Below are 20,849 nucleotides of genomic sequence, written 5' to 3'. Positions count from 1 at the left end.
CACCTCATCCCCCTAACCACAAAAAAATTCTCTTCCCATGGTGCTTGTATTTGCTGAAGCCACGAATGGAAAGTTCAAGAAAGCTGCTCATGAAGCAGTAACCTACGCTAAAAAAACCGCCGAAGTGCTCGGCACGGATTGCTGCGCCCTCACCATCGGTGAGGTAGAAGACGCCGGCCAGCTCGGAGTTTTCGGTGCCAGTAAGGTGCTCAACGTCGGTGGCCCGGGCGTAGCCAAATTTGACAGCCAGGTGTACACCGCCGCCATCGCTGCGGCCGCCAAAGAAGTTGGTGCCAAAGTGATCGTCCTATCCCATAACTCCACGGGCAAAAACCTGGTGGGTCGTTTAGCCGCCCGCCTGCTGGCCGGCTCCGCCCCCGGTGTAAATGCCGTTCCGACCGCCAACGGAGACCAACTGACGGTACGCAAAGCGGTATTCTCCGGTAAGGCCTACGCCGACGTGACCCTCACGACGGAATACAAGGTCATCAGCCTGGCCGGTAACTCTATCCCCGTAGAGGAAAGCGGTGCTGCGGTAGCGGTGGAGAGCTTCTCCCCGGAACTGCCGGCCGCCAAAACCAAAGTAATCGAAACCAAGCGGGTGGAAGGAACCACTCCGCTTCCCGAAGCGGAACTGGTCGTCAGTGGCGGCCGTGGCCTGAAGGGCCCCGAAAACTGGGGCGTCATTGAAGACCTGGCCGAAGCCCTGGGAGCCACCACGGCCTGTAGCCGTCCGGTAGCCGACGTAGGTTGGCGCCCTCACCACGAGCACGTAGGACAAACCGGCGTAGCCATTCGCCCCAACCTGTACATTGCCGCCGGCATCAGCGGTGCCATTCAGCACCTGGCCGGGGTCAACAACTCCAAGACCATCGTGGTGGTCAACAAGGACCCCGAGGCTCCCTTCTTCAAGGCCGCCGACTACGGTGTAGTGGGTGACCTCTTCGAGGTGCTTCCGAAGCTGACCGAAGCCATCAAGGAACATAAGGCAGGGTAAACCTCTTGCCAGGAAGATGCTTGAAAGCCCCGCCGCCCCGTGCTGGCGGGGCTTTTCTTTTTATGTTCGGCTATTCGGATTGCTTCAGGTAGCCGGTTTGCCCCATACTCTCTTTTGCCGCTGACTCCAGGCCTGACCGTCGATCACGCGCTACTGAATGACCACCCGCAATTGCTCCACCCGTTGCTGGTCGGCACTGCTAACCCGCAGCAGGTAAACGCCCGCGGGCACCTCTCCGGCAATGAGTTGCTGACTGCCTGAGGACAGACGTTCCAGATTCAGCACTTGCCCACTCAGGCTCAGTAGCCTGGCCGTTCCGCCCGCAAACTCCTCGGGGACGTTCAGGTTCATCACACCGTTGCTTGGCGATGGCCATACGTGGAGTAGCTGCTCCAACGCCGGAACGACGATCATCGGCGAGAGGTGCGCACTACCGTCAAAATCTACCTGCCGTAAGCGGTACTGTAAACTCTCGGGGAATACCCCTTCATCCAAGAAAGTGTACTTCGCTCCGGCCGGGAGGTTACGGGCGGGAACGATGGCCCGCTCCGACCAGCTTTGTCCTTCATTTTCACTGCACTCCACCACGAAGTGGCTGGCTTGATCTTCGGTTCCCGTTTCCCAGTCCAGGGCGACCACCTGGGGCTTCAGCCGGCGCCCGGTCCACCGGAGGTAGGTCACGGGGAGAGCCCGGTTGACGGTGTAACGAAAATTGCTGCCTCCGTTCGTATCGCCGTTGATCGTGCGGTAATCGGCATCGGAACCGTCGGCGGCCGGTGGCACCGCATCGCCGGAGGTGAAGGGGTAGTATTCTACGGTGGTACCGTCCGGTTGGGCGGGAATCAAATACTCGAAAAATGGCCCGAAAACATTGTCCATCGGTACGACCGTCGAGGTGGCGAAGCCATCGGTGGTGTAGCGCAGATAGACGGCCTGCCCGGGGCTCATCGCGTCGGTGGTGACGACGCCCACCAGGACGGGTTCATCGGCGGGAATTTCTCCCTCCATATTTGGTTCTGGCTGCTGCCCGGTCTGGAAAATAGATTGAATGGGGCCTTCTACTTTGAAGTAGAGGAAGGAGGTAGGGTCTCCGAAAAGGTTCGGGGTTTTGAACACGTAGTTGTGGCTCATGTCCGTGACGTCGACGGAAAAAGCGACCGTTCCGCAGCCGGTCATCACGTAGTTTTCTCCCTCGTTGGCCGTTCGGTCGAGGTCCGCGGCGCATCCCTGCGGGCCGAACTGTCCGTTCTGGTAAAATTCGGTGTCCCCGGCATTGCGCCAGAGTCGGAAATACTGAAGTCCCGTTCCGTTGGGCTGGCCGATGAAGATGTTGCTGGAGCCGAAGGAGGGCGAAAAGGAGAGTCCGTCCGTGGGTACCGTCCAGCCGTTGGCGAAGCCCGTGCCAATGATTCCGTTTTGCGCCACCACGTTACCTCCCATCACCAGCAGGCAAAGGAAGAGCCAATTAACCAATTTCATATTAGATGTTTTCTGAAAGGTCAGGTAAGATAAGCAGGGCCACTTAAAGATGCACCCTTGCTTTTGGCCCTCGCCTTCGAGTTCCGCGAATTTCCTCGGGGTAGTTGATTGTAAGAAAATGCAGCGGCCCCGAGTTCCGCTCAGCTCGTCGGGATCGCTGATTGTAAGAAAATGCAGCGGTCCCGAGTTCCGCTCATCTCGTCGGGATCGCTGATTTTTAAGAAAATGCAGCGGTCCCGAGTTCCGCTCAGCTCGTCGGGATCACTGATTTTTAAGAAAATGCAGCGACGTGCTTGTGCGACTAGCCCTTGGGCAACGGCGTGCAGGTGCCTTGTTTATCCGCCCAGAGCCAGGGAAATTGGTGCCTGGGGGTTAGCAATCGCTCACTGCGACTGTGTCCTCCCTCTTCACCTGGCCTCACCCAAAAACACGGCACCCGCGTCAGCCATCGTTGCACATCCCTTGATGGCGACATACCCGGAAATTTCGCCCGCACACATAAAATTTATTAATTATTTTATCCGCCCAACCCCCTCCATCATGCGTACCCTTTTTCTCCCCCTACTGCTCTTTGCGACTTTATCGATTTCGGCTCAGGACTTTATGCTCCAGGGCTGGTACTGGGACTACGACAAAGACGGCTGCAATGGCTACAGCGGCCCCAACTGGGCCAGCGTCCTCGCCGGCCAGGTCAACAGCCTGGACGACGCGGGCTTCACCTACGTGTGGCTACCGCCCATGTCGCGTGCCAGCTTCGGTGCCTGCTCAAACGGCTATGACCCCAAGGATTTGTACGACCTGGGAGAATTCGGCCTGGGCCGCACCGGTTTCGGAACCCGGGGAGAAGTGGACGCCATCATTGGTGCCCTGAACGCCCGTGGTATGCAGGCCGTAGCCGACGTGGTCTACAACCACCGCGACGGCGGCAGTCCGGAAGATAATCCCGCCGTCAAAGCGTACATCGAAACCCACTTCAACGGCAACGGCAAGCAGCCCTACCCCAGCGACCGGTTCCGCTGCCGCTTACCGCTGGGCGGAGCCTACGGAGCGGGCACCTACTACATCAAAATCAGCTCAAAAACCCAGGCTTCGTCTTACGTCAGCCGGACTTATAAATTTTACCCCACGATCGCCAGTTCGTCCCTACCCTATCAGGGAGAAGTAAACGAGTCGGAGCCCAACGGGGGCGGAGATTGCGGGCAACCCTTCAACCTTGCTCAGCTTAATCAGGATATCGTCGCCACGCTGTTTGACTTCAGCGGTTGCTACACCGACGAGTTCGCCCTGACCATCACCGCCGCCGACTTTAACGCGGGCGGGGACGATCTGCTGATTTTCCTGAACAACACCAACGGCTATTCGGACCACCGCATCTACGATATTTACTACGAGCCCGCCGACGGCAGCCCGGGATTCAATATTCCCCTGTCGGACCTGGTCTACCAGACCTACACCGACTTTACCGCACTGCCCAGTGGGCAGGGCGGAATGAACTTTGAGAACTTCCGCCCCAACACCAGCAACGCCGCCACGACCTTTCTGTCCGGCGACTGGGACAGCAAGATCTTTTTTTACGATATCGTGCAGGCCGAAGCCAGTACCGCAACCACCTACAACGACTGGACCAACTGGTTGCTTACCGACGTGGGCGTAGGGGGCCTGAGAATGGATGCCGTCAAGCACTTCCCGCCTTCCTTCGTCGGGCAGCTGCTCGACGACCTGGCCGGCCGCGGCCAAACCCCCGACATGGTCGTTGGCGAACTCTTCGACGGCAACCCCAACCTGCTGAAGGCCTGGGTGGATGACGTTACCCTGGCCACCACGTCCAGTAGTGCCGTCGTGCGGGTTTTTGATTTTACCCTGCGCAATGCCCTGAAGGAGGCGTCGGACAACGGCGGCTACGACTTGCGGAACGTCTTCAACGCCTCGCTGCGGGATGCCGTCGGACTGCCGGGCTTCAACGCCGTAACCTTCGTCAATAACCACGACTTCCGCGGCCCCGGAGAACCCATTCAGCAGGATCCCATGCTGGGGTATGCCTACATTCTGACCAATAACCAGATTGGCGTGCCCACGGTATTCTATCCGGATTTCTTCGGCAAACCCATCCCCAACGCTCCTACAGTGAACCTTTCCGCGGAGATCAGTCAGCTCATGGCCATTCATCGCGCCCACATTTTTGGTTCTCCCACCATCGAATACCTGAACCGCTTCGGGACTAACCGGTCGGCCGATTATCAATCCGGCCAGGACAGCCGATCGCTGATCTACCAGATGAGTGGTGGTGCCGGCGCCCAGCAGGTGGTGGTAGCCATCAATTACGCCTACGAAACCCTGAAGGTGAATCAGGAATTGGCGCCCGCTAATGGCGTTGGTGGCGGGTCTACCTTTCTGGAGTTGACGGGTAATGCCTTCAATACGACGGCGACGCTGGGTAACGACCGTAAATTGCTCATCGACGTACCGGCCAGATCCTACGCCGTCTACATTCTTTCGGAGGCCCTTCCCCTGACGCTGAATGCCTTTACCGCCCTGCCGTTGGACAAGGGCGTCGTTCAACTGGACTGGTCTACTTCCCTCGAAGAAGACCTGGCGGAATTCGTGCTGGAAACCAGCGAGGATGGGTTCAACTTCCGTTTGCTTCACCAGGCTATTCCCAACAATCGCCCGGCAACGTACCGTCATCTCGACGATCGCCCCTGGATCAATTCCGTTCGGTATTACCGATTAAGAACCCGGGAGCTGGACGGCAGCGAGCACCTCAGCGAGGTGCGTACCGTTTGGGGAGACCCATCCGGGCAACTCGCCGCCTTCCCCAACCCTACGGACCACCTGCTCCGGGTAAGGGGAACCGGCGCCACGAGGGGCTGGCAGCTTATGGCGGCCGATGGCCGCAGCTTCGCCGCGCCGGTACGCGCGGCCAACGATAATGAGATTATCGTAGATCTCGGGGAAGTTCCCGCCGGGGTTTACGTATTGCGGCGGGGAGAACAGGTGGTTCGGGTGGTCCGCAGTCCGCGCTAGGTACGGTTAGCCGTAGATGAACAGATCCCCGAGAACATCGAGCAGGTCCTGGTTGTCGAAGGGCTTGGTCAGGTATACTTCTCCACCGTGCTGGTATCCGGCGTAGCGGTCTTCGGGACGGCTCCGGGCGGTAAGGAATACGATGCGGACATCACTCAGGCCGGGGATTTCCCGTAGTCTTTCGGCCACCGTGAAGCCGTCCATTTCGGGCATCATGACGTCCAGGACCGCTACCTGGGGCTGAAAGGTGGTTGCCACGGCGATGGCTTCTTTCCCGTCGCTGGCCACAGCCGTTTCATACCCGGCCTTGCTCACCAGAAAGTCTAACGCCGTTCTTATTGCGGGCTCGTCGTCGACCAGCAATATTTTTCCTCGTTTCATAAAAGCACTAGGTTACCGGGTAAAGGTAAAGGATTTAGGTTTCAGGATTAGAGGATTTAGGGGGTAGTGAGGGATTGGAGGACGGAACCATATCCCTGGGCCAGAAGACAGAATTTCCTCCTCAGGACAACTTCGGGCCTTAGAAAGGCATTTCCATAAGTGAGGTTTAAGGATCCCCACCGGGATCTAAAGCTCATAAATAAAAAGGTAAAGGTTTCGCAGAATTGAAAAAAGTCGTACCTTTGCGGACCGATTCAAGCCCGGAAATAAATTTCAGTAGAAAATGGCACATCACCAGTCAGCTAAGAAACGCATTCGTCAGGACGCCAAAAAGCGTCTTCACAACCGCTATTACAAGAAATCTGCCCGTACGGCGATCCGCAAACTGCGGGACACCGAAGATAAAGCCGAAGCCGAAAAGCAGCTTCCCGGTCTGTTCAGCATGATCGACCGTCTGGCCAAGCGCCGGCTCTTCCACCCCAACAAGGCCGCTAACCTGAAGTCTAGTCTCTCTAAGCACGTTAAGAGCTTAGGCTAGTATTTCCCCGGGCATATAATCTAGGCAAAACGCCGCTTCGTTTTTGAACGAAGCGGCGTTTTGCGTTTCTCGGTACCGGTTGTTTGGCCTCAGGCCGTCACGGACTGCTTTTGGACGATATCTCCGACAATGATGTCTCCGTGATCCCGGGTATTTTCGATGAAGAGTTTGCTGGTCTGGAGGCCGGCACAGACGACTCCGGCCATATACACTCCCGGCAGGGTGGTTTCCAGGGTTTCCTTGCGGAAGATTGGCTTACAGGCATCTTCTTCGTCGATGGGGAGTCCCAGGCGTTCCAGCAGGTCATAGTTTGGACGGTAGCCCGTCATTGCCAGCACGAAATCATTGGGGAGTACCAGGGTTCCTTCGGGGGTGCGGACCACGACCTCCGTTTCCTCAATACGCTCAAGTTCGCTGTGAAAGTAGGCCTTGATGCTGCCCTCCTTGATTCGGTTCTCAATGTCGGGACGAATCCAGTACTTGACCCGGGGAGAGATTTCTGCTCCGCGAATGACCATCGTTACGTGGGCGCCCTTGCGCCAGCATTCGAGGGCCGCATCGCAGGCGGAGTTGGCCGCTCCGACCACCACCACTTCCTGACCGATGTAGGCATGAGGGTCATCGTAGTAATGCTTCACTTTCGGGAGGTCTTCTCCGGGAACGTCCAATGGGTTGGGCGTATCGTAAAAGCCGGTAGCTACGCATACATAGGAGGCTGCGTAAGTATCCTTTTCGGTGGTCACCACGTAACCGCCCGTGGCCGAAGCCTCCATTTTTTCCACGGCTTCGTAGAGGTGCAGATTAAGGTTGAAGCTGTCGACCAGGCGGCGGTAATATTCCAGGGATTCGGCCCGGGTGGGTTTATCTCCGTGGCTGATGAAGGGAGTCTGGTGGATTTCCAGTTTGAGCGAAGTACTGAAAAAAGTCATGTTCACCGGAAAATTAAAGAGGCTGTTGACCAACATCCCTTTTTCCAGAATGAGGTACTTCAGTCCGGCCTTCTCCGCACTGATGCCCACATTGATGCCCGAGGGACCTCCACCGATGATGATCAAATCGTAGTGTTCCATAAAGGTTTCGCTTTTGGGTTGGGCAGAACAACATTCTTCGGGAGCTAACCAGAACATTCTGGCTCCCCGGGTTTTTGCCTGGCACCTGCACGACGTGCCCAAAAAATATTCGCCAGCGGAAGTTGGCTTCCCGCATCAATGGCGATGACGCGATCCACCTAATTCGACGGCAAACCTGGTTCAGGCATTCGCAAACCCGGGGAGTAACGGAAGTAATAACTACTGCCCAATAAAATTAACCCCCAACCCGCAAGACTGTTCCGCAGGAATCGATGTTTATAGCCAGTGGCACTTCGTATGTTTGCCCCATGCAACAGCCTCCGATTACAACCATTGACGATATTCGCCAGCTTTTCCTGAAGGAACTGGTGAGCGGATTCGGGGAAAAAGAGCCCCGGGGCCTTTACGCCCCCATCGACTACATTTTACAACTCGGTGGGAAGCGCATTCGACCGGTGGTTGCCCTGCTCTGTGGCAAAATGTTTGGCGACCAGGATTTCAGCAACAGCATGTCCGTCGCCCTGGCCGTTGAGGTATTTCACAACTTCACCCTGTTGCACGACGACATTATGGACGACAGTCCCCTGCGACGGGGGCAGCCTACGGTCCACGAAAAATGGGACGTCAACACCGGCATCCTCAGTGGTGATCTGATGCTGATTCAGGCCTATGAGCATCTTTGTCGGTGCCCGAACACGGTGGCCATTCCCAGCCTCCTGCAGACGTTCAACCGGGTCGCCACGGGCGTCTGCGAAGGCCAGCAGTACGACGTGGATTTTGAGCGGCGGGAAGACGTAACGATCAGAGAATACGTTCGGATGATCGAACTCAAAACGGCCGTTCTGCTTGGCGGGGCCATGGAACTCGGCGCCCTCGCAGCCGGAGCCCCACAAAGCGACGCCGATCATCTCTACGCCTTCGGTCGCCTTACGGGTCTGGCCTTTCAGCTTCAGGATGACCTGCTGGACACCTTCGGAGACAGTGCCGCCACCGGAAAGCGGACCGGCAATGACATTATTCGCAATAAAAAAACCTTTTTGTTCCTCAAAGCCCTCGAGTTGCTTTCGGACGAACACCGGGAGGAACTCCGCGAGTGGTTCAACTCCAGTCCCGACGACCCGGCCGAAAAGGTAATCCGGGTTACGGAACTGATGCAGGAGGCCGGGATTCCCGGCGCGGTGGCCCAACTGCGTGATGATTTTCAGCAGCAGGCCTACGAGCACCTCGCAGCAGCGGGTGGGAACCCTGAGGTTAAGAAACTCCTCGTGGCCCTGGCGGAGGGGCTGCTGCAACGTGATCATTAGCGGTGTAGCCTCCCTCGGTCTAACTTACAGCCTAAACGACCGGCTTGCGGAGCAAGCCTTCTCCGAAGTATTTCTTTAGCCTCAGCCTCAGCCTTCTCCTTAGCCTTGCTTACAACTCCAGCTTTCCGTTGAGCCAGTTATTTTCAATCGTGGCGTCCTGGGCGGCGTAAAATTTCAGGGCTTCCGTATTCGTATCAACGATTTGCCACTTAAGCAATTTACAGCCACGCTCCCGGCCACGCTCCTGCAGGGTGTCCCAGAGTCTTTGCCCGATTCCCCGTCGTCGGTAGGCGGGTTCGAGGACAAAATCTTCCAGGTAAATCATTCGTCCTTTCCAGGTCGAATACACAAAATAGTAGAGCGCCATCCCGATCACCCGGCCATCGTCTTCCGCCACAATGGCGTGATAGAACCCATCCTCAAAATCTTTTTGGTAGGCTTCTACCGTAGCGGTGAAGTGAGGCAATGCATCAACGTAACGGGCAAGTTCTGCTACGAGGCCGTGAAGGGCCGGCACGTCCGCCGGCCCCGCTTGTCTGATTTGAACGGACATCTTCGTTATTTTAGGACGATGCGACGGACTACGGATTCTCCGGAAGGCAGACCAACACGGACCAGATGCCAGCCCGCGGGAAGGGTGCCGGGCAGGCGTATTCCGCCATTGTCGGCGGTTAGACCACTCAGGAGCTGACGTCCACTCTGGTCGTAGATGAAAAATGGATGGGCGCCGGCGGGTAGACCCCGTAGCTGCAGATTATCTCCCCGGGTGGCGGGGTTGGGTTGCAGGCTGATCTCGGGGCGTTCAATCGGTGCCCCCAGGGAAACGGAGTACACGTTTGCAAACTGCGCAAAGAAATCAAGCGTAGCCGTAAAGGCCGGGACTACGCAGCCGCCGTGATTCAGGGGGCCGCCGGTAGCGATCTCCACGACCGTGGAGCCGTTGGCGCGCATCACGGAATCCGCTAACAGGGCATTCTGGAAGGGTACCTGCTCGTCTTCCGTGCAGTAGTAGAGCAAGGTGGGAGACACGGGTGCCCAATCGTAAGTATCGTTGTCCTGCAGGGACTGAATGATGACATTGTCGGGGTCCTGTGTTTGCAAAACCTGCAGTACGGAGTCCTGGAAGATGTCCGAAACGACGGCGTCGTTTTGCCGTAGGAGCGTATCCAGCCGAACATTGAATTCCCCCAGACTCATCTGAAGTTGGTCCAGGGAGTCAATGACGGGGAGATAGGGGTCGACGAATACCTGATCCAGGGAGTCGAACCAGCCGTAAACGTTGTTGTAGCTGATGTAGGTGTAGGCGATGTAGCCCGGCAAGGTGGCCAGTTCCTCACTGAAGAGGGTGTTGAGCATGATGTCGGAGATACTGTAAGGGCCGCTAAGGTGCGCTCCGGCCGTAACGGCAATGTCCGTGTTGAGTTCAAGCTCGCGGTGCAGAGCCTGGGCCGCGTGCCCGCCCTGACTGTAACCGGTCACGAAGACCTGTTCGTTGAAGGGTATTTCCCGTGACTCCAGCCAGCCTCTCACGGCAATCAGCATATCGCGGCCGGCGGACGCTTCCGAATCCGCGTGCACGTAGGGGTGGAAGCCCTCACTGTCCCCTAGTCCGACGTAATCCGGAGCCAGGGAAATGAACCCTTTAGCCGCCAGGGCAATGACCAGGTTTCGTTCAAACACGCCCTCGCGACTGGGGACGGCTTCGCGGTTAGGCACCGTACCGTGATTATAAACCGCCAGGGGAAATACCAGTTCCTGGTCCAGGGGAAGGGAGAGCATTCCGCTGGCGGTATCCGGTTGACCAAAGGCGTCCACGGTGGTATAGACTACTTTGTAATTCTGGACGTCGTATTCTGCATCGATGGGCAGCAGGACATCAAGGACGAACTCAAAATTGAAGTCTTGTTCCTCTACGGAGATCACCTCTTGGGCAAAAGTAGGAAAAACGAATAGCAGGCAGGTAAGAGTTGATAGTAAGCGCATGATCGTATAAAGTAAAAAGTGGCGTCTGGTTCGCAGACAAACAAAAAAAGCCCCAGTCAGACAAACTGACTGGGGCCCTTAATGTAGTCATTAATTCAGAACACGGAGTGAGCCGATTTAGAGGTCAGCGTTGATTACGCGGAACTCGGTACGGCGGTTAACGGCGTGCTCAGCTTCAGAGCAGCTTACACCGTCGGCACAACGGTTCTTCAGTTGGCTTTCACCGTATCCGTTAGCAACCAGGCGGCTGCGGCTGATGCCCTTATTGGCGAGGTAGTTAACCACGGCCTGAGCGCGACGCTCGGAAAGGCTCTGGTTGCTGGCGGCAGAACCACGGCTATCCGTGTGAGCGTTCAGCTCAATGCGGATGTTCTTCCGCTCGTTCATCAGCTTTACCAGGGTATTGTCGATGATCCGACGGCTTTCGGCGGTCAGATTGGCGCTACCCAGCTCGTAGTTGATGGGCAGTACGTTGTAGGTAGTCAGTTCACAGTCGATGGGCTCGTAAGAGGTGATACCACCTTTAGTTACCAGCACCTCTTTGGTGACCGTGGTGTACTCAGCGGGAACAGTTTCCTCACGAACGGAAGCGGGCTGATCAACAACACGCTTGGTGATTTCGTCGTATACGGGGTCGATCGTGATTTCGCGAACCTGCGCGGCCGAGGCAACAACTTCCTTGGTGTAGGAAGCGGTCTGACCGGACACGTTGCTCTTCGTGGTCGTGGCGTTAGAAGCCAGACGCTTTACCGCAATGGTGCGGTATTCGGCGTCATACTTGCGGTAACACAGGGTCTGACAGTCCAGGGGATTGTCGGACTCACAGCCTTCGGTAGCGGTTACTTCCCAGCCGTAGGATTCCGGCTTGATGAGGATACGTTCTTCCGCATCACTGAAGGTGGCAGCCTGTACGTTCAGTGCCTCAGCGGGCGACTGGCTTTCGTAGTTTACCGTTTCGGTGGTAAAGGTAGCGGGAACGAACTCGTAGCGCGTGTAGCCTTCCTTTACCAGAACGCGTTCGGTAACGGTCTTGTAAGTTGCGGGAGTGGTCACCAGACGGGTATACTCGGGACGAGTCATTACTCGTTCGGTTTGCGTCTCGTATACATCAGGAGTAACGCAGCGTACGTAACAGGTGTTGGGCTCTGGATTCGCTGGGAGACCGCCTTGTGCTTGAAGGGCGGTAGCAGAGAAAACCAGGGCAAAAAGGAGAATAAAACTAAGTCTCATGGATGGTTGGTTGGATGGATGTTTGAGTAGTCACTAGGGTAAGTTACATTGTACCAAAAAGTCCGTGTTCACAATCTGAGTTATCCAAAACAATGCAGATAGATAGCTCGGTACTTTCCAAACTTACGCATTCTTGACGTAACACTTCAAGACAAGTCACAGGGATGAAACAAAAAAAAATAATCCTAAATCGTCATCCTACGGGTCTCTCCCCCTGGTTGAAGGTTTGCCTCTGTCTTATTGCCTACGCTCTTTTCCTCTCCCTGGGGCTGGGGGAGGTAGCTCTTTTTGACTGGGACGAAATCAATTTTGCGGAGATCGCACGCGAGATGCAGGTCACTGGTGATTACCTCCAACCCCGCATTAATTACGTGCCCTTTCACGAGAAGCCACCGCTTTTTGCCTGGATGCAATTATCGGCCTTTAAGCTGGTTGGCACGGGGCCCTTCGGCGCCCGCTTGCCCAACGTTATTTGCGGTGCCCTGACGCTGCTCTCGCTCTGGCACCTCGGTGGAAGGGCGTCTGCTTATAAGCTTGCCTACTGGTGGATGGCCTTCATGGGGCTCAGCCTGCTTCCCCAACTTTATTTTCGTTCTGGCATCATCGACCCCTGGTTCAACCTGTTCATCCTGCTCGGGTTGTGGCCGGTTTTTCGCAATGCCGTTCCCGCCTGGGGGAATATTTTCTGGGCGGGGGGCTGGCTTGGACTGGCGGTACTGACCAAAGGCCCCGCCGCGGGATTGATTGCCGGCCTATGCTGTCTGGTATTACTCATTATGGATAGGGATGATCGCGGGAAACGCAGCCTCCGCTACCTGTCCTTTGGTTTGTTAAGTTTGTTGCCGTCTTTGATCTGGATCGGATTACTGTGGCAGGAGGATGGTGGGCAGCTGGTCATGGACTTCCTTGATTATCAGTGGCGACTATTCTCCCGGGAAGATGCCGGACATGGCGGTTTTCCCGGCTATCACGTCGTAGTGCTCCTGATCGGGTGTTTCCCCGCCAGCATTTTTGCCATACCGGGACTGACGAATCGATTCAATCCATCAGATGACAAGACCATCCATAAGCTTGACCGGGGCATGCGTATCCTCTTTTGGGTGGTACTGATCCTGTTCAGCATTGTCAACACCAAAATCGTCCATTACTCAAGCCTCGCCTACTTCCCCATTGCCTGGTTTGCGGCCAGGTGGGTCACCCATACGAGTAGCTCGATTGATGCACCTACCTGGCTGTCCCGCACGGGGACAACGATCCTGTGCCTCTTTGCCCTGGCGAGTCTGCTCCTTCCGATTATTGGTTGGCAGTCCAGTGCGCTTGCCAGCACGAGCCAGGACCCGGAACTGATCTCCAGACTCGCCATGAACGTACCCTGGCCCTGGTACACCATTTTGCCGTTCCTCCTGATTATTGGTCAATTGGTAGCAGTTCTCCGACTCAAAAAACGCAGTCTGCCGAACCTGGCAGCGATCTACCTGGCGGGAATGGTCTTGTTTACCGCCGCGGGCCTGTGGAGTTTCACCGGCAGAATCCAGACGTACTCTCAGGGAGCGCTTACTGAATTTTTCCAGGGTCTCCGAACTTCGGACGTGTACGTGGGTACGGCCTACCATAAATCTTACGCCCACTGGTTTTATTCCGAAGTCCAACCGGAAGTCTACGAATACGGTCAGACTGACCGACACTGGAGATTCCATGGGCCCATTGATAAACCGCTCTTCTTCAGCAGTCCGCTAAGAAAAACCGATCAGGTACTCAGAGAAGTGCCCGACGCTGTCCTACTCTACCAAAAGGGTGGTTTTTCATTTTACCAACGGCCCGCTCATCCCTAGTCCTACCGGTTGGTGCGAATCTTTTTTCATCGCTCCTCCCATTGAGCGTCGGCTTTATTATTCGGGAAAAGTTCAACGGCATTAGGAAGCAGAATACCGATAAAGTGCGTTAACTTACTGGGCAATAGGAATATCTGTTTCTTCCTGGAAACAATTCCCCCCCTAAATCCCTTTTACGGGGAGATAGACACCGTGAATATTCACATTACACCCTAAACGTTCTTGCCCTACGATGAAATTCAATCGTCGGCAGACCTATACTGACGAGGAGCTACAGGCCCATTACCGTAAAGGAAGTGGCAAGGCTTTTCAACGGATTTACGAAAAGTACGATAAAGACCTCCTGGCCTACATCCGCAACTATTCAAAGGATGACCGCGATGCCGAAGATGTCTGCATCATTGCCTTCACCAAGCTTAGCGAAAAGATTAAGAACGGCGAAACCGTTGAAAAAATCCTCCCCTGGTTAGTCACCGCCGCCAGGAATCGTTACCTGGATATTTTGCGGTCCAATGACCGCAAAATGAACGACTTCTGGGAAGAGGTCCGGCTTGAACCCACCCAGGAAGAAGGAACCCCAGCGTACGATTTTCAAAAAGATCCACGGTGGAACATCCTAATTAGGGAAGTTACTCGTCTTAAGGAAGAACAACGGATAGTTATCGTGGCAAGATTTCTTCACGAACAATCGGCCGAAGAAATCGCACAACTGCACCAATGGCCCGTAACTTCCGTGTATAATTATTTAAACGGAGCAAAAAAAACCCTGCGTCGGCGATGTCAAACCCTCTGACCCGACGCGTTTACCCTGACCCAGGTCTCCTCCCCCTTTAGCTACCGACCTTCCAGAAACTAAACGTAGAGATGTCTTCCCGGAACGATTTTGATCCCGCTGAATTCGACCGCTTCGCCGCGGCGGGTCAGCAAAAGTTCGAAAACTTTGCCCATAGTCACCGCAATGTGCGCCGTGGCCTTGATGCCCAGTTCCGAAAACACCGTCCGCTTCGCTATCGCACACTCTTTTCCATCGCAGCGTCCATTATCGTGGTCCTGGTTTGTGCCTTCCTCTTCCGCGGAACCCAGCAGGATAGCTATCTGGCTTTAGCGGATGAGCTCCGCCAACCCTTCAGTACGGAAACCCTGAGCGTAAAGCGGGGGGAGGTAGAACCCGAAATCTCTGGCGGCAATCAAGCAGCCCTCATTACCAAAGCGATGAGGCTCTACCACGGTGGGGCAGCGCTTGAAGCAGCGGAACTATGGCATGAGCTAGCCGCCGATGCCGATCCGGATAATCAACCGCTCTTTCAATTTTATGAGGGAAGCGCCTACTGGTTAGGAGGTGCCCCGCAGAAAGCCATTCAACTCCTTACTCCCCTTCTGGCCTCACTTCCCACGACCGATGCCCTTTACCGAAAGTGTCATTACGTCATCGGATTGGCCTACCTGGACAATCGGGAGCCCCAAAAAGCCATTCCTCACCTGGAAGCAGTGTCGGGCATCAGGGATAAAATGGGCAAAGCTACCTCAAGACTTTTGGCGGACCTTAGAAAGGCCTAGGAGTATCACCGCTCCAATTACCAGCCCTCCCAGCAGCATCAACGGCCAGATAGGGTTCTGCCCGGCCAGTGGGTCGGCATTTCCGATATAAATCATCGTCGCCCAGTTGGCGGGATGAACGCCATCCCCACTTCGCTCTAGGTATTCGAGTTGGGCGCGCTGCAGGGCCTGGTGTTTAGGCAACCCCAATTCGTAAATGCCTTCGTAAAAATCTTTTTGTAGGTAAAAGGAGGTTTCGTCTCCGACCTCCCATAGGTTGACCACCAGGTTACCGACGCCCGCCGTAGCGAATGCCTGAGCCAGATTCGCAATACCCCGACCTTTGAATAAGCGGCCGTTGGCGGATTCGCAGGCCGACACGAACGCCAAATCCGCTGGCAAAGAGCTGTTCGATATTTCCTGGGCATCGATCAGGGCTACCTCTTCTCCGGTATCGGGAAAGAAATAAAGGCCGGATGCCTCAGGTTGCTCGTTATTGATGCGGGTATGGGTGCCGATATGGAGTACTCTGGCACGTGGTGCCAGATCCCAGAAGGCCGCCTCCCGGGCGGCTTCTCCCCGGGTAATTTTAACCTCTTCTCCCAATAACTCCTCCAGATAGTCCGCAGAGAGCGCACTGAAGGGGAGTGCTGGCATATCCGCATACCCCCGGTCGATAAAGGGCATGAAGGCCGCCATCTCCCGATCCGGCGCAGCTGGTCTTACTTCCTCGTAAAGCTGCCCCGAACGCATGTTGAACAGATGACGGATGGCTCCATTTTTGATCAGATAGGCGTAGTCCATGCTGGACTCCCCCTCCCGGGGAGCCTCCATCAACAGCGCGCCAAAGGGTAAGTATCCCAGATTACCGTCCGGGACAATGACCAGGTCCCTACTCCGTACGTCTACCTCGAAGGGCGCAATGAGCTGGACGTAAAAGTCGTGTAACTGCTCGTATACGCGATTGTCCTCTGCCCGCATGTCCTCCAACAATGCCGGAATCCGGTTATTTAATCCTCCCGGAATCCGGACCCGGGTAAATCCGGTCCGCTCCGCAGAAACCATGATGATGTACACCAGACTATCCTGATCGACGAAGTGCAGGAGCACCTCATCCTCCCGGAGAATATTCTGACGAATATCCTCCAGGCTTACCCGGCCAAAATTTGCTCGCTCCTCCAGGTAGCCATCATTCGCGAAACGGAGAGAGTCCATGCGGGCGTCCTGCCGGGAACGAACCTCCTTGACCGCCCGCTCAAGACCGGGCAATCGACTACGGTCCAGCTCCAAGTTTCCGACCAGTCGGGTCAGAGAGTCCAGAATTTTTCGATCCTCTTTTTCCGCCATCAGCAATGCACCTCCCCGCTCGGAGAGCAATTGCATTTTATTGAAGTGTAGCGCTTCGGTGATGCCGAGATACTTTATTCTTTCGCTGGCGTCAAGCGCCACCCGCAAGTCTTCAGCATTTGCCTGACGACGGTAACTCCGCCAGGCTACGCCCACTTCAATTTTTCTCAATTCCAGCGCCGCCTCATCCAACTGACGGCGAAAGGCTGCCTGATCGGCCTCTCGACGAATAACCTTCAGTAGACTATCCGCAAGGGCAATGTCCCGTTTGGCGTACTGGTCGTAAATCTGGTCCTTCGTGTCCAGCCCCCAACGGGAAAACATGGCGGAGCGCTCGGTCAGTAGTTTAAGGACGCGTAGGTTGGCGGGAAGAGGGTCTTGGGAAAAGTCGTGTAGGGGTTTAGGCACGCGGTAATCTATCCGGGGGTCCGTTTCAAAGGCTAACAAATAAAAAAAGTTATTGGCGGCAGCTTCAAAATCCCCCCTCCGAACCAGTGCTTTAGCCTGAAGCAGCAAACGGGAGGTAAACAGGTCATAGTCGAACTCCGAAATATCCTGAGCTTCTGCCCCTCGCGCAATCCATTCCATTGCTACACTATCCCGACGGGCCAAAAGGTGGTAGCTGGCCCGAAAATTACAGTACCGCTGGTAGCGATTACTCCGCTTGAATTCGGGGTACCTGGCAAAAAAGGTGCCCATGGCATCCAGCGACCGCGCAAAATTCTCGTCATCCCCCAGGGTACTGTAAAGTAGCACCGAGTAGGAGTGGAAAGTAAGTCGTTCTTTATCTGACGGGGCCGTTTCTTGCTCAACTAACCGACCTGCCTTAGCCAAAATGCGCTCAGCCTCGGTCAGCTCAAACAGTTCCAGCCGTAGCAGGACCTCATTAAACAAGCCTTCAATGGAATCCCGGGGAGCCGTAGCCCACAATAAGGCCATTCGCTGCGTAGAAAGCGCCTTCTCATAGTCCTGTTGATCGGCGTACAGTACGGCCAAATTATTGTAGGCCGACCAGAAGTCCAACGGGGTGAACACTGCCTCTCCGATGGCCAGCGACTCCTCCGTTTTCCGGATGGCCAGGTCCTCCTCCCCCCGATGAGCGGCCATCATTCCTTCCGCATACTTGACGTCCGCCACGGCCTTGGCGTCATCGGCCTGATGGGCGTAGACATAATTCGCCATCCGTTCAAAATAGGCAACTCCCTCCGGAGAACGGTGGCCATAGGAAGTGCCCAGTGCCTGCAGGATGAGGTAGTAAAAATCGAGCTGAGTGGAATCAATCCCCGCCGATTTGACCAAGCGCTCACTGGCCAGAAATTGTTCCGCAGCGGCATCATACTGGCCAAGTTCATACAGGCACTCCCCGTAGTACAGCTCCGCCTTAGCCTGGATCGCTGATGGCTCCTGCCGGCGCAGTTTCCGCAGCAGCGTGGGAAACTTCCGGGCTGCCGCAGCATATTCCTGATTATAATACTGATCAATCAGCACCTCCAGACTGGCGCCATCATCCGTTTGGGCGGTCACCGCAGGTGCCATGCTGATCAGAAGGAGCAGCATCAACCAAAACGTCCTGGAGTAGTTGTGTAATTGTGTTCTCTTCAACATAGGGGGGACGAAGCAAATTACGCCATATTTTTGATGGACTTCCGGCATTCAGCCATTTTTAACGCCCTGCAGTTACCCGCCTACTGGCGGGCCTGTCACCGGACACGCGCACAAATGGACATCCGGGTCAATACCGTCCCCTACGGAAAGCATTCCCGGCAATACTATCTGGAAATTCTACCCGCCGCCGGCCCGGCTCGACCCGATCGACATGCTTTCTACTTTCATGGCGGCGCCTGGACTTTCGGACGTCCGGAAACCTTCATTCCCGCGGCCATTCCCTGGCTAGAGAAGGGCTTTCGGGTGCTGATGCCCAGTTATCGCAGACCTCCCCGGGTCTGGCTACCCGACATCGTGGATGATTGCCGGGCGGCCATCTCCCACGCCGCCGTCTCCGCGGATGTAGGGGCCCTCCACCTTGGCGGCATCAGTGCCGGCGGACACCTGGCCGCCCTGCTCGCTTGTCATCCGGAATGGTGGACGAGCGCCGGCTGGTCATCCACACCCCACAAAGCCCTCATATGTGCGGCCCCCACTTCGTTTGCCCATCTCTGGCCACCCGCGCTCTTCTCCCGTTACCCGACACTTGATCCCGTGCAGCAGCTGCCCTCCCCAGCTAGGGCGGACCTCGCCTGGTACTTGCTGCACGGAACGGCCGATGCCACCGTCAGCTACGAACACTCACAGGTATTTGCGGAGGCCCTACGACGAACCGGGCATCGCGTGCAATTCCATACCCTGCCCGGTGGCACCCATCTGGACGCCGGAAGATGGATGTTCGGCGAGCTGGCGGAAAAAGAAGTAAAAGAATTTATTCAGGAGGGATTACGACCCTAGCGGGCCGCCGGTTTCCCTATTGGCCTAAACAGAGGATGTTGATCGGGTCGGTCCGGATTACGTTACTGAAGTTCCCCGCGCGGTCAACAATCTGGATGGAGTAGGAAAAGGTATCCACGGGGAAACGCTCGTCCGCCGCGCAAAGCCGGTTATTGAAGATGCAGCAGATACCCGTAGTATTGACGATGGTGATGAAGATATCCCCACTGATGCCGTTCCCCGTTCCTTCTTCCGGGATCAGGGGTAGGCTGAAGGGCGTTTGAATGCCCAGGCGACTGTCCTCGACGAAAATGTCAATGCTGTCACTGTCGAGTTGGCTGAGGTCACCGTCACCGTCCGTAAAGGAAAACTGGATGGTAATACTATCCAGAGGACCGTTAGTGAACTGATAAATCTCGCTCTTATTCATGCCCTCGTAGGTAATCACCGGCTCCACTGGGAATTCGGGCGGGTTGACGCAGGAGGCAATCGTCAGGCAGGCCAACAACCAAAGTGCAAATCGGGTGTATTGCATACTAAGATGATTATGAATTTTGGTGGTATGGATGTTGCCAACCAGTAAAATGCACAACGGCCACCCGATTGCTTACCTCCTCCAGATGAATCGAGCAGAACTCGCGCGTCTAATTCAGGAAGTCAGTCCCGACACCTTCGAGCCACTCGCCCTGGAGGTGTTCCGGTATCAGGCAGCCTGCAACAATATTTACGCCGAATATCTCAAATTGTTGCGTGTTTCTCCGCCTTCGGTCCGCCGCTTGACGGACATTCCCTTTCTGCCCATCTCCCTTTTCAAGCGATATCGACTGCAATCGGGCACCTGGGAGCCCGCCAAAGTCTTCACTTCCAGTGGTACTACGGGAGCCACCACCAGCCATCATCTCCTCCGCTCGGAAGCATGGTACCGGGAAAACGCCCGACGGGCATTCGAAGAAATCTATGGCCCGCTGCGGGGTCGGGCGGTTCTGGCCCTGCTGCCCGCCTACCTGGAGCGCACGGGCTCCAGCCTGGTGTTCATGGCCGATGACTTCATCCAGAGAAGCCAGCACCCCGCTTCGGGGTTTTTCCTCCACGACCTCCGGGAACTGAGCCACCGCCTGGCGGAATTAACCGACGAAACCCTCCCTCCCCTATTGATTGGCGTCAGCTTCGCGCTCCTCGACCTGGCCGAACAGTTCCCCCAATCCCTGGCCCATACCCTCGTCATGGAAACCGGTGGCATGAAGGGCCGCCGGCGAGAACTTACCCGACCGGAACTCCACCAACGGCTTGGCCGGGCCTTTCAATCCACTACCATCCACAGTGAATACGGTATGACGGAATTGCTCAGTCAGGCCTACGCCCCGGAAGCCGGCATCTTCTACCCCGCCCCAACCCTGAGGGCCTTCGCCCGCCAACTCACGGACCCACTAAGTCCCGCCCCCGTCGGGAAAACCGGAACCCTCAACCTCATTGATCTGGCCAATCTGGACACCATCTCCTTCATCGCTACCGATGACCTGGGGATAGTCCACCCGAACGGCACCTTCGAGGTCCTGGGGCGAATGGACCATTCTGATGTCCGGGGCTGCAACCTGCTGGTCCGCGACCTCTGACTCCGCAGCGGAAAGGATAATAATTGACAATAAAAACAGGTCCGATCAGGTTTGGAATCCGCCGATCACCGCTACCTTTGCGCCACCAAATAAA

At 55.9% G+C, this 20,849-nt stretch carries 17 protein-coding genes; 9 read left to right on the top strand and 8 right to left on the bottom strand.

Annotated elements, in window-relative coordinates; all coding sequences use genetic code 11:
* Window positions 1–37: 37 nt before the first annotated feature.
* Entirely contained in the window at window positions 38–997 is a 960-nt protein-coding gene (locus E1J53_RS02070; protein WP_134270320.1) for an electron transfer flavoprotein subunit alpha/FixB family protein, read from the top strand.
* A gap of 150 nt (window positions 998–1,147) precedes the next feature.
* On the opposite strand, the gene E1J53_RS02065 is transcribed toward E1J53_RS02070, so the two are convergent.
* Window positions 1,148–2,476, bottom strand: a complete 1,329-nt coding sequence (locus tag E1J53_RS02065; RefSeq protein WP_134270319.1) for a T9SS type A sorting domain-containing protein — start codon at window positions 2,474–2,476, stop codon at window positions 1,148–1,150.
* Between the two features lie 540 nt (window positions 2,477–3,016).
* Here E1J53_RS02065 and E1J53_RS02060 point away from each other — a divergent pair.
* Complete coding sequence (locus E1J53_RS02060) at window positions 3,017–5,500, top strand: alpha-amylase family glycosyl hydrolase (RefSeq protein WP_173021331.1); 2,484 nt, start codon at window positions 3,017–3,019, stop codon at window positions 5,498–5,500.
* A 6-nt stretch (window positions 5,501–5,506) separates the two neighbouring features.
* Here the strand turns inward: E1J53_RS02060 and E1J53_RS02055 are convergent, their stop codons facing one another.
* Entirely contained in the window at window positions 5,507–5,881 is a 375-nt protein-coding gene (locus E1J53_RS02055; protein WP_134270317.1) for a response regulator, read from the bottom strand.
* A gap of 283 nt (window positions 5,882–6,164) precedes the next feature.
* On the opposite strand from E1J53_RS02055, the gene rpsT reads away from it, so the two are divergent.
* On the top strand, window positions 6,165–6,419 hold the full coding sequence (rpsT, locus tag E1J53_RS02050; RefSeq protein WP_134270316.1) for a 30S ribosomal protein S20: 255 nt from the start codon (window positions 6,165–6,167) through the stop codon (window positions 6,417–6,419).
* Window positions 6,420–6,508: 89 nt separating this feature from the next.
* Here the strand turns inward: rpsT and E1J53_RS02045 are convergent, their stop codons facing one another.
* The gene (locus E1J53_RS02045) at window positions 6,509–7,489 is read right to left on the bottom strand and encodes a YpdA family putative bacillithiol disulfide reductase (RefSeq protein ID WP_134270315.1); all 981 of its coding nucleotides are present in this window, start codon (window positions 7,487–7,489) and stop codon (window positions 6,509–6,511) included.
* Between the two features lie 308 nt (window positions 7,490–7,797).
* On the opposite strand from E1J53_RS02045, the gene E1J53_RS02040 reads away from it, so the two are divergent.
* Window positions 7,798–8,793 carry a polyprenyl synthetase family protein gene (locus tag E1J53_RS02040; RefSeq protein WP_134270314.1) on the top strand — a complete coding sequence of 332 codons (996 nt, stop codon included), beginning with the start codon at window positions 7,798–7,800 and terminating at the stop codon, window positions 8,791–8,793.
* Window positions 8,794–8,902: 109 nt separating this feature from the next.
* Here the strand turns inward: E1J53_RS02040 and E1J53_RS02035 are convergent, their stop codons facing one another.
* The 3 genes from E1J53_RS02035 to E1J53_RS02025 form a co-directional block, all read right to left on the bottom strand.
* Window positions 8,903–9,346 (bottom strand): GNAT family N-acetyltransferase, encoded by a 444-nt coding sequence (locus E1J53_RS02035; protein ID WP_134270313.1) that lies wholly within the window; start codon window positions 9,344–9,346, stop codon window positions 8,903–8,905.
* 5 nt (window positions 9,347–9,351) lie between these two features.
* A complete protein-coding gene (locus tag E1J53_RS02030; RefSeq protein ID WP_134270312.1) occupies window positions 9,352–10,776 on the bottom strand; it encodes a T9SS type A sorting domain-containing protein in 1,425 nt (474 codons plus the stop codon).
* 117 nt (window positions 10,777–10,893) lie between these two features.
* Complete coding sequence (locus E1J53_RS02025) at window positions 10,894–11,856, bottom strand: OmpA family protein (protein WP_253929766.1); 963 nt, start codon at window positions 11,854–11,856, stop codon at window positions 10,894–10,896.
* Between the two features lie 314 nt (window positions 11,857–12,170).
* Here E1J53_RS02025 and E1J53_RS02020 point away from each other — a divergent pair, with 314 nt between their 5' ends.
* The 3 genes from E1J53_RS02020 (at window position 12,171) to E1J53_RS02010 (ending at window position 15,395) form a co-directional block, all read left to right on the top strand.
* The gene (locus tag E1J53_RS02020) at window positions 12,171–13,838 is read left to right on the top strand and encodes a glycosyltransferase family 39 protein (protein WP_134270310.1); all 1,668 of its coding nucleotides are present in this window, start codon (window positions 12,171–12,173) and stop codon (window positions 13,836–13,838) included.
* A 232-nt stretch (window positions 13,839–14,070) separates the two neighbouring features.
* Window positions 14,071–14,631, top strand: a complete 561-nt coding sequence (locus E1J53_RS02015) for an RNA polymerase sigma factor (RefSeq protein WP_134270309.1) — start codon at window positions 14,071–14,073, stop codon at window positions 14,629–14,631.
* A 71-nt stretch (window positions 14,632–14,702) separates the two neighbouring features.
* Window positions 14,703–15,395 carry a hypothetical protein gene (locus E1J53_RS02010; protein WP_134270308.1) on the top strand — a complete coding sequence of 231 codons (693 nt, stop codon included), beginning with the start codon at window positions 14,703–14,705 and terminating at the stop codon, window positions 15,393–15,395.
* Here the strand turns inward: E1J53_RS02010 and E1J53_RS02005 are convergent.
* Window positions 15,363–18,278, bottom strand: coding sequence for a CHAT domain-containing protein (locus E1J53_RS02005; protein WP_173021330.1), 2,916 nt, complete (start codon window positions 18,276–18,278; stop codon window positions 15,363–15,365). The two genes, E1J53_RS02010 and E1J53_RS02005, sit on opposite strands and share 33 nt — an antisense overlap.
* Window positions 18,279–18,359: 81 nt before the next feature.
* Here E1J53_RS02005 and E1J53_RS02000 point away from each other — a divergent pair, with 81 nt between their 5' ends.
* The gene (locus E1J53_RS02000) at window positions 18,360–19,163 is read left to right on the top strand and encodes an alpha/beta hydrolase (RefSeq protein WP_134270306.1); all 804 of its coding nucleotides are present in this window, start codon (window positions 18,360–18,362) and stop codon (window positions 19,161–19,163) included.
* Between the two features lie 16 nt (window positions 19,164–19,179).
* Here the strand turns inward: E1J53_RS02000 and E1J53_RS01995 are convergent, their stop codons facing one another.
* The gene (locus E1J53_RS01995) at window positions 19,180–19,677 is read right to left on the bottom strand and encodes a hypothetical protein (protein ID WP_134270305.1); all 498 of its coding nucleotides are present in this window, start codon (window positions 19,675–19,677) and stop codon (window positions 19,180–19,182) included.
* 85 nt (window positions 19,678–19,762) lie between these two features.
* Between E1J53_RS01995 and E1J53_RS01990 the strand changes: the two genes are divergently transcribed.
* Complete coding sequence (locus tag E1J53_RS01990) at window positions 19,763–20,755, top strand: acyl transferase (RefSeq protein WP_134270304.1); 993 nt, start codon at window positions 19,763–19,765, stop codon at window positions 20,753–20,755.
* The last annotated feature ends 94 nt before the right edge of the window (window positions 20,756–20,849 follow it).

This window comes from Lewinella sp. W8 (assembly GCF_004375085.3).
Classification (GTDB): Bacteria; Bacteroidota; Bacteroidia; order Chitinophagales; family Saprospiraceae; genus Neolewinella.
Note: the sequence above shows the minus strand (reverse complement) of the source record. Positions and strands in the feature narration are given on the sequence as shown.